A 16,034-nucleotide genomic window follows, 5' to 3' on the forward strand; every position below is an offset into this window, starting at 1 on the left:
TAATTGGAGCGAGAACTTGTTACATATGAAGTATAGCAATTTAAAAGGGGGCAGTTTTGTGAGACATGCGCTCATTACAGCCGGTACGAAAGGTTTAGGAAAGCAAGTAACAGAAAAATTATTGGCTAAAGGCTATTCAGTAACAGTAACGTACCATAGCGATATCACGGCTATGGAAACGATGAAAGAAACATATAAAGATGTGGAAGAGCGTCTACAATTCGTGCAAGCGGATGTCACGAAAAAGGAAGATTTACATAAAATAGTAGAAAAAGCGATGAGCCGTTTTGGCAAAATTGACTTTTTAATTAATAATGCTGGTCCATATGTATTTGAACGAAAAAAGTTAGTTGATTATGAAGAAGATGAATGGAATGAAATGATTCAGGGAAATTTAACAGCGGTATTTCATTTATTAAAACTTGTCGTTCCGGTCATGAGAAAACAGAACTTTGGCCGTATTATTAATTACGGATTTCAAGGGGCGGATAGTGCACCGGGATGGATTTATCGTTCAGCTTTTGCCGCAGCGAAAGTAGGACTTGTTTCATTAACGAAAACAGTTGCTTATGAAGAAGCGGAGTATGGTATTACTGCGAACATGGTATGTCCTGGTGATATTATAGGCGAGATGAAAGAGGCAACTATTCAAGAAGCACGTCAGCTGAAAGAGCATAACACACCGATTGGTAGATCTGGAACAGGTGAAGATATTGCAAGAACCATTTCGTTTTTATGTGAGGACGATTCCGATATGATTACCGGTACAATTATTGAAGTGACTGGTGCAGTGGATGTTATTCATAGACATCGATAGAATAAAATAAGATGAAGTTTCGAATAATTGGACAGTTTATCCATTGTGCTGAGAGGTGCGGATAATACTGTCCTTTAATATAAAATTAAATCTATCGGAAAACTCGTGTTATTTTTTTGTCAAATATTGAGATATTATGTTAAAATATAAGAGCGTAGAAAGCGCTTTAAAAAATGATTCAGGGGTCATTTCATAACTCAAGGGGGAACTAATCATGCGTATCGGTATTCCAACAGAAATTAAAAACAATGAAAACCGTGTGGCAATGACGCCAGCGGGAGCAGTACATTTAGTACAAAATGGTCATGAAGTTTTTGTTCAAAAAGGAGCAGGTTTAGGATCTGGCTTTACGGATGAAGAATACGTACAAGCTGGTGCGAAACTTGTAGAAACTGCTGAAGAAGCATGGAATCAAGATATGGTTATGAAGGTAAAAGAGCCAGTAGCAAGTGAATACGGCTATTTCCGTGAAGGTTTAATTTTATTCACATACTTACACTTAGCTCCAGAACCAGAATTAACGAAAGCATTAATCGATAACAAAGTTGCATCAATCGCATACGAAACAGTACAATTAGACAATCGTTCTTTACCATTACTTGCACCTATGAGTGAAGTAGCTGGTCGTATGTCTGCACAAATTGGTGCACAATTCCTTGAGAAAAACAAAGGTGGTAAAGGTATTTTACTTGCGGGCGTTCCAGGGGTAAAACGCGGCAAAGTAACAATCATCGGCGGTGGTCAAGCTGGTACAAACGCAGCTAAGATTGCAGTAGGTTTAGGTGCAGATGTAACAATCATTGACTTAAGTGCAGAACGTCTTCGTCAATTAGATGATATTTTCGGTAACCAAGTAAAAACATTAATGTCTAATCCATACAACATTGCAGAAGCTGTTAAAGAATCTGACCTTGTTATTGGTGCAGTATTAATTCCAGGTGCAAAAGCGCCAAAACTTGTAACTGAAGAAATGATTCAATCAATGGAACCAGGTTCTGTCGTTGTAGATATCGCGATTGACCAAGGTGGTATTTTCGAAACAACTGATCGTATTACAACTCATGATAACCCAACTTACGAAAAACATGGCGTTGTTCATTATGCAGTTGCTAATATGCCAGGTGCAGTTCCACGTACGTCAACTCTTGCATTAACAAACGTAACAGTACCATATGCAGTACAAATTGCGAACAAAGGTTACAAAGATGCTTGCTTAGGCAACACTGCATTACTAAAAGGTATTAACACATTAGATGGCTATGTAACATTCGAAGCAGTTGCAGAAGCGCACGGCTTACAATACGCTGATGCGAAAGAGCTTCTTGAAAAAGCTCCTGCTTTATCATAATAGAAATACATTCGAGACCTTCCTTTATGAGGAGGGTCTTTTTTTATGGAGAAATAACATGTGAATAATTGTTATTTATTGGTGTAAATTGATTTTTATTATGATAATTTAGAATTATATAACAAAAAGAGGGGATTCAATGGGGAGCAAAAAGAGGAAGAAAAAGCAAGTTAAGAGACAAGAGTATATGAAGAGAAAACAGGAACAGAACATACCTTTTTCAAAAAAAGTAGTCCTTATGATAGAAAAAGTATTTCGATATATTTGTATGTTCTTGTATGTGATTTTTTGTGTGTTTTTATGTGGGATGGTTAAAAGTTTGGGGATAACCCCTAATGTTATTGAAGGTATTTTTGGCGTTATGCTTGTTATGGTAGAAGGAATCTTATTCTTTATATTATTTGATAAAGTATGGCCTAGTCATGAAAGTAAAAAAGATAGAAAAAGAAGCAAAAAATCTTCATCCAATTCAAGCTCATCAAGTGGATTCGGTGACTACAGTAGCAACGATTGTAGCAGCTCAAGTGATGGTGGAGGAGATTGCGGAGGTGGTGGAGACTAAGTTAGTTTTTCAGAAGAACGACTAATGAAAGGGTGAGACGGAATATGGAGACTGTGAACTTAATAGAATTAACAAAGGACATTCAAGATCAACATAAAAACTTCGTCGTTTCAAATGTAAATAGTCATTGCTTACGAATCGCTGTATTTACTGGCGAATATGATTGGCATTATCATTCTAATTCGGATGAATTATTCATTGTGCTAGAGGGAGAATTGCTTATCGATTTTGAAGATGGAGAAACAGCAGTTTTAAAGCCGAATGATTCTATTTTAATTCCAGCGTGTACGATTCATAGAACGAGAGCATTAAAGAGAACAGTAAATCTTTGTTTCGAAAATATAGAAGCTGATACGATTAAAGTGGAGCAGTTATGAAAAAATTATCTGTAGCTGAGTATAGAAAAATCATTCCGATTTTGGAAAGTAATACAAGAACGACGACATTTGCTTATGCGGTATGTGACCAAATGATAGATGGTGAGATTTTTGCCAACGAGAAGTTAACAGCAGGATTAATTCGTACAGTTAACGGTATCTATTATTTATTTGGTCATACGGATGATCAAAATTATAATGAAGATTTATTGATGTATTTAAAAATGGCTATTGAAAAAACAGAGAAGAGATTTACACTATTCGCTTCAAGTGAAGAGTGGGAAATGATGATTGAAGGGCGTTTTAGTAATGTACTTCGGAATGTGCCACGAATGAAATTCCAAAGAGAAATCTTTGAAGAGCGAACACAAGATGCAAATAAAAATACATATGAAGTGAAGCGTATTGATAAAAGTGATATAGAACGAAGCAGTGAATTTACAGAGAAGTATTATAAAGAATATTGGGGATCAAAAGAACTATTTTTGAACGGTGGTTTCGGATTTTGTATAGAACAAGGTGGGATGATTATAGCTGAATGCGTCTCAATATTTAGAGGGAATAGTTTTGCTGAAATCGATATTGCTACGCATAAAGCATATCAAGGGAAAGGATTAGCTCAAGCTGTTGCGACACGGTTCGTTGAGCATTGCATGCAAAATGATATTACACCGTGCTGGGATTGTTATGTAGACAATATTCCTTCGCAAAAACTAGCTAGTAAATTAAGTTTTCATAATCCGATAGAATATAGATTGTTTGTACGTAAGAAAACGGGGGAATAAAAATGAATGTGGAATTAACGAGATTCAAAGTGAAACAAGGTAAAAGTCATCGTGTAGATGAATGGATGCAGCTTCTTAATGACAATATGAAAGAAGTGCTTTTGACATTAAACGACGAAAAGATGTACGTTGAGACAATTTTCCGGGAAATAAGAGATGGAGAAGAATACTTATATTGGTATTCTGTGCAAGGAGAAGGTGGGACTCTTGTCGAAAATTCTCATCATGAAATTGATAAGAAGCACTTAGCGTTTTGGTATGAATGTATTGATGAGGAAGTACCGTCTGTTGATATGAAAACAGAAGTTGTTATGATTCAAGATGTTGTGAAGGAAGCGATGAAATAATAGAGTAATATTTTGTGAACAAAAAACAGTCTTATTTTTTTGCTGAAATATATATTATTGGAGATGCTATAGGATGAGAATTAGTAATAAATATATCACTCTCGATGAAATAGAGATAATAAGAGAATCCTTAAATAAATTGCATGAATATCATAATAATAAATCAAAATATTTTTCTGGCGATTACCCAAGAATGACATTTGAGGAACGTATTGAAAATTATAAAAAGAACTCAAAGTACGGAGAATATAGAATTGAATTATTGATTGAGTCAGAAACAGATAATATATTAGGATTTTGTATAGCGTATAGTAAAAGCGTAAGCGGAAAGATTGAAGTTTTATTTGTTGATGAAAAATACCGAAGAAACGGATTTGGTTTGAAATTAATGAATAGTGCAGTGGAATGGTTTAAAGTGAAAAAGATAGATGAAATTGAATTAACAGTAGTGTATGGAAATGAAGCTGTATCATTTTATGAAAAGCTGGGATTTTATCCTCGTTCAATTATTATGGCAACTAAGTCATAACGATAGTATGGGGAGAGATGAGTGGGAGTTTTTGTTTCAAAAAATGATTCATATTTTACTAAATTATATGTGAAGAGCACATCAAAATAAATGTGCTTTTTATTATAGAAAAATTTATAAAAGCTGTATTTGGATATCTTTAAGTGAAAATAAAGAGGGATATCGAGAATATTTTAGGATAAACTATAAAGTGAAACTTTAATCAGTGGTGAGGGCATCCCTCACTGATTATCAGCCCTCACCAATCGGGCTTTTACGAGCAGTCCGCCCCCCACCTAACTTCTTTGCTTCCGCTGAATTTTGATGTGGGGTCTTACTGCCTGTTAATGCGGGATAAAGAAATAAAAAACACCAAACCAAAAGACTTACCAATATACGGTGTAGTCGTAACAGGAAAACAGAGGATTTACAAAGTTTACAAGGAACACCGTATATTAAGGCTGCTGTAAGAGGTGTAACAGTTGAGAAATATTGATTACAAGTAATTAATGTGAATAATCAGAAAATTTATGTTATAATATGGGAAAAGGAGGTTTATATGAGGCAAATACATGGAGCAATTTATATTTACATAACAATGTTTTTCGTGGCGATATCCTATGGATTGGGGCACGTGTATTCGCATCCTATACTAACTTTTTTAAGCGGAGCATGTATGGCGTTTGCGCTTCTTGTCCACCTTTTCTCAGTTTGGATCGTGAAATTTCAATTAAATATTAGTGAAATAGAAGAAGGCACTTTCTAAGTGGCCTTCTTTTTTTAATAATATTTAAAGGAAGAAATAGACAATAAATAAGTGCTTTTGAATGGAGGGGCATGATGAAGAGAGCATTATTCTTTTTTATTAGTATTTTCTTTTTAGGAAGTTGTTCGATTTCGTATGTTACTTTTTCTAGCGAGAGCAAAAGTTGGAAGGGACAATATAAAGGCCATATTAAGGATGACAGTGAAGATGGAGTGTTTACATTTCAGTATAAGGGCGGAGATGGAAATACAGAATTTAAAAATTTGGAGATTGTTATTAATGAAGAGCTTAGTACAATAACGCAAACGTCAGAAGTTCATAGAGGAGCAAAGGTTGAAATGAAGTCTTCTTGTGTAAGTTGCGCGCCTATCTCTAAAGATGAACCAATAGAGATTGTGATTAAATGGGATGATAAGTATGAGGAGAAGATGGTGCTAAATTTGAAATAGTAGAGAAATAAAAAAGGCAGCAATCAAGCTGCCTTTTTTATTATTTTACAAATTGTAACTCTTTCGGGAACTTCGTTAAAATTTCTGATCCGTCTTTTGTGATGTAAATATCATCTTCAATACGAACGCCACCTACGTTTGGTACGTAAATACCTGGCTCGATTGTGAAGACCATACCTTCTTTTAATGGAGACTCGTTGCCAGCTTTTACATCTGGATATTCGTGTACGCTAATTCCAAGTCCGTGACCAAGGCGGTGGGGGAAGAAGTCACCGTAACCTGCATCTGCGATAACAGAACGAGCAGCGTTGTCGATTGCGCCAAGTGTAACACCCGGTTTACATGCTTCAACTGCTTGTAGTTGTCCAGCAAGTACAGTGTTGTAAATGCGAGTTTGCTCTTCAGAAATCTCACCGAATGCTACTGTACGTGTAATATCAGAGCAATAACCATCAATGATTACGCCTAAATCAAATAGTACGAAATCGCCGCGTTTCATTTTGTTTGCGCCAGGAATACCGTGTGGAAGAGCAGAGTTCGCACCTGCTAATACCATCGTATCAAATGACATTTTATGTATGCCTTTTGTTTTTAATTCGTGTTCAATAATTGCTAATACTTCTAGCTCGCTGCGGTTTTCTTTAATTGCATTTACACCAACTTCAACAGCATAGTCCGCCATTTTAGCTGCTTCGCGTAAAATAGAAAGTTCTTTTTCATCTTTAATTAAACGAAGTTCGCGAACTTTCTCCTCAGCTGATTTGAAAGCTGCATTTGGGAATAATTTCGTTAATTCTTCGTAGCGCTCTACGTTTAAATGTTCTTTTTCAATTGCAACTGCATTTGCATTGATGCCGCGGTCTTTAATTGCTTTTGCAATCATATCCCATGGTCTGTCAGTATCAGTAAATCCGATAATTTCATGTGCCCAGCCAGCGTTACGTGCTTGGCCTTCTTCCATTTTAGGGCAAATTAAAATAGGTTCTTTTTCTTGGAATACAAACATACCAAGAAGTCTTTCGTGTGGTTCACAGTGGAAGTTTGTCATGTAGAAGACGTTCGGTGTAGAAGTTAAGAACGCAGCTTCTACGTTTTTTTCTTTTAGCCATTGCATTAAATTTTCTAATCTAGCATTCATCGATTGGCACCCCCGAGATATTTAATTACAAATATAACTTTAACTCGGAAGAAAGCGTTATGACAAGTAAATAGATGTTAGAAAAGACAGGGGATTGAAAAATCATGTAGAATAAAAAGTGAGAATGTGAATAGGGGAGGAATGTAATAATGAAAGTATCTTATCATGGACATTCAGTTGTGAAAATTGAGGCGAATGGAAAAGTTATTTTAATTGACCCGTTTTTAACAGATAATCCGAAAACAGATTTAAAAGCTGAAGATGTAAAAGTGGATGCAATCCTTTTATCGCATGGACACGGTGATCATGTTGGAGATACAGTAGAACTTGCGAAGAAAAATAATGCAGTTGTTGTAGCGCCATTTGAACTAGCAACATTTTTAAGTTGGCAAGGTGTAAATACACACCCGATGCATATTGGTGGTTCACATGAATTTGACTTCGGAAAAGTGAAGTTTACACAAGCATTCCACGGCTCTAGTTATATTGATGAAGCAAATAAGACGATTACATATACAGGTATGCCAGCAGGTATTTTATTTACAGCAGAAGAGAAAACTGTATACCACGCAGGAGATACTGCACTATTCTCTGATATGAAGTTAATTGGGGAATTAAATAAAGTTGATCTAGCATTTTTACCAATTGGTGATAATTTCACAATGGGACCAGAAGATGCTGTACTAGCGGCAAAATGGATTAATGCGAAAACTGTTGTACCGATGCATTACAATACGTTCCCAGTTATTGAACAAGATCCATATCAATTTGTAGAAAAGCTACAAAATTGTACAGGGAAAGTATTAGAAGCTGGAGAAAGTATTACACTATAGAAAAGAAACCCTTCATTTGAAAAAGAAAAGTGAAGGGTTTTTTATGTGTGTAGGACAGCTTTTAATGCTTGTATTTGTTTTGGTGATTCTTTTCTTTTGGTACGTGGTTGTTCAGGTGTTTCATTCAATTCCATTGCAACTTTTTTCCCATCTACGAAAGCTAAAAATACAGCACCTACAACCTCTAAAAATTTTTTCATCATGTGTTCGCTCCTTTGTTTTATTTCTTGTCTTAATTGTATAAGTAATCAAGTGTACGAACTATCGAATGAGATGACAATAGCATTACATTGTTGTAATAGAATGAATGGTGGAATGCAAGAGACATTTTGTTATAAAAAAAATAGTACAGGTATGCAAAGAGAGAGTGTAACAGTTTTGAAAATATAGTATACTAAAAGTACAACACATGAAGAATTTAGGGAAAAGAAAGTATGGTGAAACCATTTGGCTACCAAGCATAACCAAATTTTAGAACATATTAATAGCCTGCCAGTAGGCCATAAAATTTCTGTAAGACAAATCGCGAAAGATTTGAGTGTAAGTGAAGGGACAGCTTACCGTGCAATTAAAGATGCAGAAAATAAAGGATATGTTAGTACAATTGAACGTGTCGGAACAATTCGAATTGAACAGAAGAAGAAAGAGAATATCGAAAAACTGACATATGCAGAAGTCGTTAACATTGTCGATGGTCAAGTACTTGGGGGCAGAGAAGGACTACATAAAACATTAAATAAATTCGTAATCGGAGCTATGAAATTAGAAGCGATGATGCGCTATACAGAAGCTGGGAATTTACTCATTATTGGTAACCGTACGAATGCACATCAATTAGCATTAGAAACTGGAGCCGCTGTATTAATTACGGGCGGATTTGATACGGAAGATCATGTGAAGAAATTAGCAGACGAATTAAAGCTGCCGATTATTTCAAGTAGCTACGATACATTTACGGTCGCAACGTTAATTAATCGTGCGATTTACGATCAGCTTATTAAGAAAGAAATTGTACTCGTTGAAGATATTTTAACGCCAATTGAAGAAACGTTATATTTAAAGCCGAGTGATACAGTACAGCAATGGCATGCATATAACGAAGAGACAATGCACGGAAGATATCCAATTGTCGATGAAAGTAACAAAGTGCTAGGAATCGTAACTTCAAAAGATATGATCGGAGTAGCGAAAGAAACACCAATTGATAAAGTAATGACAAAGCACCCAATTACAGTGAACGGTAAAATGTCTGTCGCAGCTGCGGCACGTATGATGGTGTGGGAAGGAATTGAATTACTTCCTGTCGTTGAGGAAGGAAATAAACTGCAAGGTATTATTAGCCGTCAAGATGTACTTCAGGCACTGCAAATGATTCAACGTCAGCCGCAAGTTGGAGAAACCATTGATGATATTGTAACGAATCAATTTATGACGCCAAAAGAAGCGAAGAATGAGCATCTATATCAATTTTCGGTGACGCCGCAAATGACGAACTCAATTGGAACGTTATCGTACGGTGTATTTGCAACAATTGTGACAGAAGCGACAAATCGCGTCATTCGTGCGCAAAAGAAAAGCGATTTAATTGTTGAAAACTTAACGATTTATTTCGTAAAGCCGGTTCAAATTGATAATGTTGTATCTGTTCATCCGAAAGTATTAGAAATTGGACGTAAATTTGGTAAGGTCGATGTAGAGGTGCATCATGAAGGTAATGTTGTTGGAAAAGCATTACTTATGGTTCAGTTAATCGATAAATAAAAAGATGGAACAAATCGTTTTGATTTGTTCCATCTTTTTTGTTGTTTTAAATTTGAAAGGCATGATTTTAGATGGGAGTTTTAGTGAAATATGTATGGGATGGAGTGGAAAAGTGACGTGAGAAAAGACAGAATAATAATTCAATTCAGTTGTATATTGTGTTATGATTATATTGTAAGAAAATGGAATTATGAAAGGTGGTATGCATTATGTCGTCAGCCGTACTTTTTTTTGGTAGTATCGCATTATTTTACTTTCTTGTAATGATACCTATTCAATATTTATATTTACAAGGTTTACATGAAAAAAAGGAAAAGACAGGATTATCTCAGCGAGAGCTATATGAAAAAATGTCTTTTGAAGAAGAACAATTACATTTTCATGTACAAGGTAACCCATTTAATATACCATCTGCGTTTGTTGCATATATGATTTTGAAAGTTAAGCAACATAAAAAAGCATCACAATATTGATGCTTTTTTATGTTGCTTCATAGACTTCGGCTTCTTTAACTGCTAATGGCAAGAAATGTTTGTATTGGCGAAACCCGTTAAATACACTTGCACTACCAAATAGAACGAATAAAACACCAACGATAATACGAGCGGTTGAAAGTTCTAAAAAGAATTGGTTTATCCCGAAAAATAAAACGAATGAACCGAGTGCCATTGCGGATTTTCCTGAGAGCCAACCTTTCTCCATTGGGCGGTTTGTACGAAAGTATTTTGTTTTGTAAAAGAGGTACAACATAAATGAGACGATAATACAGAAGACTAATACTGGCATAGTGAACACTCCTATCGCTTTATGAAAAATAATAGAAAAGAAAAAGAAATATCTAAACTTTCTAACTTTTATTATAAAGCAATTGTTCGCATGTATGAAATACTTTCCGTTATAATGGAGGATAAAGTGAAGAAGTTGATTAAAAAGGAGATTATACATATGCATGAGCAAATTTTAGGAGCAATTAAAGAGTTTGATACAATTATTATTCATCGCCACGTGCGTCCGGATCCAGATGCGTTAGGTTCACAGGGTGGTCTTGGTACAATTCTACAAGAATCGTTTCCAGAGAAAAATATTTATACGGTTGGGTACAATGAACCGTCACTAGCATACTTACGAGTAATGGATGATATTGAAGATAGTGTATACGAAAATGCGCTTGTTATTGTTTGTGATACTGCGAATCAAGAACGTGTTGACGATCAACGCTATACAAAAGGGAAGATGTTAATTAAAATTGATCATCATCCAAATGAAGATCCATATGGAGATATTACGTGGGTAGATACGACAGCGAGTTCTACAAGTGAAATGATTTATGAGTTTTATAACTATGGAAAAGATAAAGGATTAAAAATAACAAAAGAAGCAGCTCGCCTTATTTTAGCAGGAATTGTTGGAGATACAGGTCGTTTCTTATTCCCAAATACGACAGCAAAAACACTTCGTTACGTAAGTGAGCTTGTTGATATGGGTGTGAAATTCACAGATTTATACAATGAAATGTATAAGACAAAAGAAAAAATTGCTCGTTTAAACGGTTATATTTTACAAAACTTTACGATGGTAGAAGAAGGAGCAGCTTACATTAAATTAACGAAAGAAGTATTAGAAGAGTTTGATGTACTTCCTTCTGAAGCATCTGGTGTTGTTGGAGCGCTTGGCAATATTGATGGATTAAAGGCGTGGGTTCTATTTTTAGAGGAAGACGACGTAATTCGTGTTCGTCTTCGTTCAAAAGGACCAGTTATAAACAAATTAGCAATGCAATATAACGGCGGGGGGCATCCGATGGCTTCTGGTGCGAAGGCATTTTCTTGGGAAGAAGCGGATCGTCTTTTTGCTGATTTACGTGAGATTTGTAAATAAGAGACTATATGTTAGAACGAAAAGAAGGAGCGGCGCTAAAGCCCTCCTTCTTTATTTTTCTTTCTCTATAGTAATGCTAATTTCAAGCACTGTATCAAAAGATATTGTATCGACTTTAAAACGGTATAGCCGATCGTAATGTTTGTACGTTTTATTTTCGATTACCTTTTTAAGTAGGTCTTTATTTTTTGCGATACTTTGAATGTTTTTCGTTAAAAGATGTTGGAGATCATTATGGATAGATGTAGTCATATTTTCGAGTGTGAGATTGTCTAAATCGTATTTTTCTCGATTGATAAGTTTTATTTTAATCTCTTGAATGGTTAAGAGCCGTTTATTTTCAGTGTTCAATTTTTCTTGATCTTCGAGAAGGACGTGGAGCTTTGCTTCTTGTTTTTCTATAATTTCTCTTTGTTCTGCTATTTTACTAGCTTGTTCTTCTTGAAAAACACCGTATATGTACAAAAAAATAAACCAGCTCAAAACGCCTCCAACAGCAGCCCCAGCTAATACTAAGTACCATCTTTTTGCTGTATTAGCACTTGGTACTCTCATACATGTTCCTGCGTTAGCCATTTAATAATAATGAGACCTGTTTGCATACCACCAGTTGCGAAAAAAATAAGGAGAATTTGTTTTACGATATCTTTCATATCTCCGCCAAAGAAACTTCTTTCAAAGCTATAAAAGGTATCGAATGTTCCGCCGATTGCTGCAACGAGTGCCCAAATTCTTAAATTTTGGGCGAATTGATTAATGTAAGTTAGAGCTGGTTTTCCAATAAGAAACGCACCAAATCCACCAATTAATGAACCGCCAAGTATAACCCCAAAGGCAATAAAATAACTAATAATAAGCAGAGAGAAAAAAGTATGTTCTCTTACATCCATCGTCATTCCCCTTTCTTCTTCATATATATGGACAAAGTATAAGAAGTATGTTTTGATTTCCGCTTTCCTCATCACCTATAATAAAAGTAGTCAAATAGGTAAAGAGAGGGTACAACAGTGAAGTTTGTGCATTTACAATGTCAAACCGTTTTTAGTTTATTAAAAAGTGCTTGTAAAATTGATGAACTTGTAGTCAGGGCGAAAGAACTTGGTTTTTCATCGCTGGCTATTACGGATGAAAATGTTATGTATGGTGTTATTCCGTTTTATAAAGCATGTAAGAAACATGGTATACAGCCTGTTATTGGATTAACCGCTTCTATTTTTAGTGAAGAAGAAGAAAGGTCTTATCCGCTTGTATTACTTGCTGAGAATGAAATAGGCTACCAAAATTTATTAAAGATTTCTAGCAGTATTATGACAAAGTCCAAAGAAGGTATTCCTAAGAAGTGGCTTGCGCATTATGCGAAAGGATTAATTGCTATTTCACCAGGTAAAGATGGCGAAATTGAGCAATTATTACTAGAAGACAATGAGAGTCAGGCTGAAGAAGTAGCTCGCACGTATCAAAATATGTTCGGCCATTTTTATATGAGTTTGCAGCATCATGCGATTCAAGCTGAGTTGCTTTTACAAGAGAAACTACCTGAATTTATTAGTAGGGTTAATATTCCAGTCGTTGCAACAAATGATGTGCGCTATATCAATCAAAGTGACGCGCTTGTTCACGAATGTTTACTATCTGTTGAAAGTGGAACGAAAATGACTGATCCAGATAGGCCGAGGCTGAAAACAGATCAGTATTATTTAAAGTCATCGGATGAAATGGAAGCACTATTTTCCCATGCGCCGGAAGCAATCCAAAATACAATAAAAATTGCAGAGCGTTGCCAAGTAGAAATACCGTTCCATGTAAATCAACTTCCGAAGTTTCCTGTTCCGTCAAATGAAACGAGTGATATATACTTGCGTCGTGTTTGTGAAGAAGGTTTGCGGAAACGATATGGTGAACCGAAAGAAGTGCATATAAAGCGTTTGAATCATGAATTAAATGTTATTTCTCGTATGGGATTTAGTGATTATTTCCTCATCGTATGGGATTTTATGAAGTATGCACATGAAAATCATATTCTAACAGGACCAGGTCGTGGATCGGCAGCTGGTTCACTCGTTTCATACGTATTAGAAATTACAGATATTGATCCAATTGAATACGATCTATTATTTGAAAGGTTTTTAAATCCTGAACGTGTGACGCTTCCCGATATTGATATTGATTTTCCAGACGTAAGACGTGATGAGATGATTCGCTATGTGAAAGATAAATACGGTCAGCTCCGTGTTGCGCAAATTGTAACGTTTGGTACGCTTGCAGCAAAAGCGGCAATTAGAGACATTGCCCGCGTAATGGGGCTTCCGCCGCGAGATATTGATATATTTTCAAAACTTATCCCATCAAAGCTTGGTATAACGTTAAAAGATGCATATGAAGAATCACAATCACTTCGTGAGTTTATACAAGGGAATCTTCTGCATGAGCGTGTGTTTGAAATCGCAAAACGTGTAGAAGGTTTACCACGTCATACGTCTATTCATGCGGCTGGTGTTATTATGAGTCAAGAACCGCTAACAGGCAGTGTAGCAATTCAAGAAGGACATAACGATGTTTATGTTACGCAATATCCAGCCGATGCGCTAGAAGAACTTGGGTTGCTTAAGATGGACTTTTTAGGATTACGTAATTTAACGTTACTTGAAAATATTATAAAATTTATCGCGAACAAAACAGGGAAAGAAATCGATATAAGAAACTTACCTCTTCAAGATGAAAAGACGTTCCAATTATTAGGGAGAGGGGATACAACAGGTGTATTCCAGCTTGAGTCAGGTGGTATGCGAAATGTACTTCGCGGGTTAAAACCGAATGAGTTTGAAGATATCGTAGCTGTTAACTCGTTATACAGACCAGGACCGATGGAACAGATACCGACTTTTATTGAATCGAAACATGGAAAAAGAAAAATCGAATATTTACATCCGGATTTAAAGCCAATTTTAGAAAGAACATACGGCGTCATTGTATACCAAGAACAAATTATGCAAATTGCATCGAAGTTAGCTGGGTTTTCGCTTGGAGAAGCAGATTTACTGCGCCGTGCGGTGAGTAAAAAAAATCGTGATATTTTAGATCAGGAACGTAAGCATTTCGTCCAAGGATGTTTGCAAAATGGTTATGATGAGACGTCTGCTGAAAAAATTTATGATTTAATTGTAAGATTTGCGAATTACGGTTTTAACCGAAGTCACGCTGTAGCTTACAGTATGATCGGATATCAGCTTGCCTATTTGAAAGCAAACTATACGCTGGAATTTATGACGGCATTATTATCAAGTGCAATTGGAAATGAAGATAAGATTGTACAGTATATACGAGAAACGAAGCGGAAAGGTTTTCACGTTTTGCCGCCGTCTCTTCAGAGAAGTGGTTATAACTTCCAAATAGAAGGGAATGCGATACGTTACAGTTTACTTTCGATCCGAAATATTGGAATGGCTACAGTGACGGCATTATTAGAAGAACGAGAGAAAAAAATGTTCGAAGATTTATTTGAATTTTGTCTCCGTATGCCGTCAAAGTTCGTAACGGAGCGTAATTTAGAAGCTTTCGTCTGGTCGGGATGTTTTGATGATTTTGGTGTTTCGAGAACGAATTTATGGAAAAGTATTAAAGGGGCGTTAGAGTACGCGAATCTCGCACGTGATTTAGGAGATGCTGTTCCAAAATCAAAATATGTACAAGGAGAAGAGCTATCTTTTATTGAACAACTAAATAAAGAGAAGGAAGTACTTGGCTTTTATTTATCAAGTTATCCGACAGCGCAATATGTGAAGTTAGCAAAAGAATTAGAAATTCCATCTCTCGCTCAGGCGATGCGACACAAGAAAAAAGTACAAAGAGCTATTGTGTATATAACAAGTGTTAGAGTGATTCGTACGAAAAAGTTTCAAAAGATGGCATTTATTACATTCTGTGATCAAAATGATGAAATGGAAGCGGTCCTCTTCCCGGAAATGTATATACATTTCTCGGATAAGTTGCAAGAAGGAGCAATTGTTTTAGTTGACGGTACGATTGAGCTAAGAAATCATAAGCTGCAATGGATTGTAAATGGACTATATCCGCTAGAGGAAATGGATGTTTATGAAGAAAAGAAAGACGCATCTGTTTACGTGAAATTGCCATCTCAGTATGAGAAAAAGCTTTTAAATCGGGTTACGAAAATATTGTTCGACTATTCAGGTTTTGCGAAAGTACTAATTTATTATGAAAAGGAACATAAAATGGTACAATTATCTCGGAGTTTATCGATTCATCCAAGTGAAGAATGTTTAGGAGCACTTCGTGAAATTGTCGGGGAAGAAAATGTAGTTGTGAAAATATAATGGACAATTTCCCTACACTTCGATTATTATAGTAGTAGTGTTCGTGGTCAGACCACTTGGAGAAATTGATATCAGCAAGAATAATTTGAGGAGAGTGGATAGTTTGTCAACACTTCGTGAAGAAGCACTTC

General features: G+C 35.8%; 19 protein-coding genes and 1 pseudogene. 15 read left to right on the top strand and 5 right to left on the bottom strand.

Annotated features, from left to right (window positions below):
* The first annotated feature begins 25 nt into the window (after positions 1-25).
* The 10 genes and pseudogenes from AU379_RS01345 (at position 26) to AU379_RS01385 (ending at position 5,959) form a co-directional block, all read left to right on the top strand.
* Positions 26-817, top strand: coding sequence for an SDR family oxidoreductase (locus tag AU379_RS01345; RefSeq protein ID WP_002005829.1), 792 nt, complete (start codon positions 26-28; stop codon positions 815-817).
* A 214-nt stretch (positions 818-1,031) separates the two neighbouring features.
* The gene (ald, locus tag AU379_RS01350; protein WP_001219402.1) at positions 1,032-2,165 is read left to right on the top strand and encodes an alanine dehydrogenase; all 1,134 of its coding nucleotides are present in this window, start codon (positions 1,032-1,034) and stop codon (positions 2,163-2,165) included.
* A gap of 139 nt (positions 2,166-2,304) precedes the next feature.
* Positions 2,305-2,727, top strand: a complete 423-nt coding sequence (locus tag AU379_RS01355; RefSeq protein WP_000534946.1) for a hypothetical protein — start codon at positions 2,305-2,307, stop codon at positions 2,725-2,727.
* 44 nt (positions 2,728-2,771) lie between these two features.
* Positions 2,772-3,104: a cupin domain-containing protein gene (locus AU379_RS01360; RefSeq protein ID WP_000450941.1), complete on the top strand. Its 333-nt coding sequence runs from the start codon at positions 2,772-2,774 to the stop codon at positions 3,102-3,104.
* Complete coding sequence (locus tag AU379_RS01365; protein WP_000736727.1) at positions 3,101-3,889, top strand: GNAT family N-acetyltransferase; 789 nt, start codon at positions 3,101-3,103, stop codon at positions 3,887-3,889. Before AU379_RS01360 ends, AU379_RS01365 begins: the two co-directional genes overlap by 4 nt.
* Before the next feature lie 2 nt (positions 3,890-3,891).
* Positions 3,892-4,236: a DUF6176 family protein gene (locus tag AU379_RS01370; protein WP_001100231.1), complete on the top strand. Its 345-nt coding sequence runs from the start codon at positions 3,892-3,894 to the stop codon at positions 4,234-4,236.
* A gap of 73 nt (positions 4,237-4,309) precedes the next feature.
* Positions 4,310-4,765: a GNAT family N-acetyltransferase gene (locus AU379_RS01375; protein WP_001222923.1), complete on the top strand. Its 456-nt coding sequence runs from the start codon at positions 4,310-4,312 to the stop codon at positions 4,763-4,765.
* 335 nt (positions 4,766-5,100) lie between these two features.
* Positions 5,101-5,240: pseudogene (locus AU379_RS30430) on the top strand (anti sigma factor C-terminal domain-containing protein); the annotation flags it as partial.
* 63 nt (positions 5,241-5,303) lie between these two features.
* Positions 5,304-5,510 (top strand): hypothetical protein, encoded by a 207-nt coding sequence (locus AU379_RS01380; protein WP_001248905.1) that lies wholly within the window; start codon positions 5,304-5,306, stop codon positions 5,508-5,510.
* A gap of 74 nt (positions 5,511-5,584) precedes the next feature.
* Positions 5,585-5,959 carry a hypothetical protein gene (locus tag AU379_RS01385; protein WP_000816701.1) on the top strand — a complete coding sequence of 125 codons (375 nt, stop codon included), beginning with the start codon at positions 5,585-5,587 and terminating at the stop codon, positions 5,957-5,959.
* A gap of 40 nt (positions 5,960-5,999) precedes the next feature.
* Here the strand turns inward: AU379_RS01385 and pepQ are convergent, their stop codons facing one another.
* Positions 6,000-7,097, bottom strand: a complete 1,098-nt coding sequence (gene pepQ / locus AU379_RS01390; RefSeq protein WP_000994032.1) for a Xaa-Pro dipeptidase — start codon at positions 7,095-7,097, stop codon at positions 6,000-6,002.
* A gap of 149 nt (positions 7,098-7,246) precedes the next feature.
* On the opposite strand from pepQ, the gene AU379_RS01395 reads away from it, so the two are divergent.
* Positions 7,247-7,930: a metal-dependent hydrolase gene (locus AU379_RS01395; protein ID WP_000868921.1), complete on the top strand. Its 684-nt coding sequence runs from the start codon at positions 7,247-7,249 to the stop codon at positions 7,928-7,930.
* Between the two features lie 41 nt (positions 7,931-7,971).
* On the opposite strand, the gene AU379_RS30435 is transcribed toward AU379_RS01395, so the two are convergent.
* Positions 7,972-8,133, bottom strand: coding sequence for a hypothetical protein (locus AU379_RS30435; RefSeq protein ID WP_000976017.1), 162 nt, complete (start codon positions 8,131-8,133; stop codon positions 7,972-7,974).
* Positions 8,134-8,377: 244 nt separating this feature from the next.
* Between AU379_RS30435 and AU379_RS01405 the strand changes: the two genes are divergently transcribed.
* Together AU379_RS01405 and AU379_RS01410 are read left to right on the top strand one after the other, a co-directional pair.
* Complete coding sequence (locus AU379_RS01405; RefSeq protein WP_000201580.1) at positions 8,378-9,691, top strand: CBS domain-containing protein; 1,314 nt, start codon at positions 8,378-8,380, stop codon at positions 9,689-9,691.
* A 209-nt stretch (positions 9,692-9,900) separates the two neighbouring features.
* Positions 9,901-10,164, top strand: a complete 264-nt coding sequence (locus AU379_RS01410; protein WP_000093044.1) for a DUF3949 domain-containing protein — start codon at positions 9,901-9,903, stop codon at positions 10,162-10,164.
* A gap of 7 nt (positions 10,165-10,171) precedes the next feature.
* Here the strand turns inward: AU379_RS01410 and AU379_RS01415 are convergent, their stop codons facing one another.
* Positions 10,172-10,477, bottom strand: a complete 306-nt coding sequence (locus AU379_RS01415) for a YtpI family protein (RefSeq protein WP_001144776.1) — start codon at positions 10,475-10,477, stop codon at positions 10,172-10,174.
* A 159-nt stretch (positions 10,478-10,636) separates the two neighbouring features.
* On the opposite strand from AU379_RS01415, the gene AU379_RS01420 reads away from it, so the two are divergent.
* The gene (locus tag AU379_RS01420) at positions 10,637-11,569 is read left to right on the top strand and encodes a bifunctional oligoribonuclease/PAP phosphatase NrnA (protein ID WP_030028516.1); all 933 of its coding nucleotides are present in this window, start codon (positions 10,637-10,639) and stop codon (positions 11,567-11,569) included.
* Between the two features lie 51 nt (positions 11,570-11,620).
* Here AU379_RS01420 and ytrI read toward each other — a convergent pair whose 3' ends face one another.
* Complete coding sequence (gene ytrI, locus AU379_RS01425; protein WP_001265736.1) at positions 11,621-12,124, bottom strand: sporulation membrane protein YtrI; 504 nt, start codon at positions 12,122-12,124, stop codon at positions 11,621-11,623.
* On the bottom strand, positions 12,121-12,534 hold the full coding sequence (locus AU379_RS01430) for a YtrH family sporulation protein (protein WP_002005839.1): 414 nt from the start codon (positions 12,532-12,534) through the stop codon (positions 12,121-12,123). Before AU379_RS01430 ends, ytrI begins: the two co-directional genes overlap by 4 nt.
* 42 nt (positions 12,535-12,576) lie before the next feature.
* Here AU379_RS01430 and dnaE point away from each other — a divergent pair, with 42 nt between their 5' ends.
* The gene (dnaE, locus tag AU379_RS01435) at positions 12,577-15,903 is read left to right on the top strand and encodes a DNA polymerase III subunit alpha (protein ID WP_000673717.1); all 3,327 of its coding nucleotides are present in this window, start codon (positions 12,577-12,579) and stop codon (positions 15,901-15,903) included.
* Positions 15,904-16,034: the final 131 nt, after the last annotated feature.

The organism is Bacillus sp. JH7 (assembly GCF_001563515.1).
Classification (GTDB): Bacteria; Bacillota; Bacilli; order Bacillales; family Bacillaceae_G; genus Bacillus_A; species Bacillus_A cereus.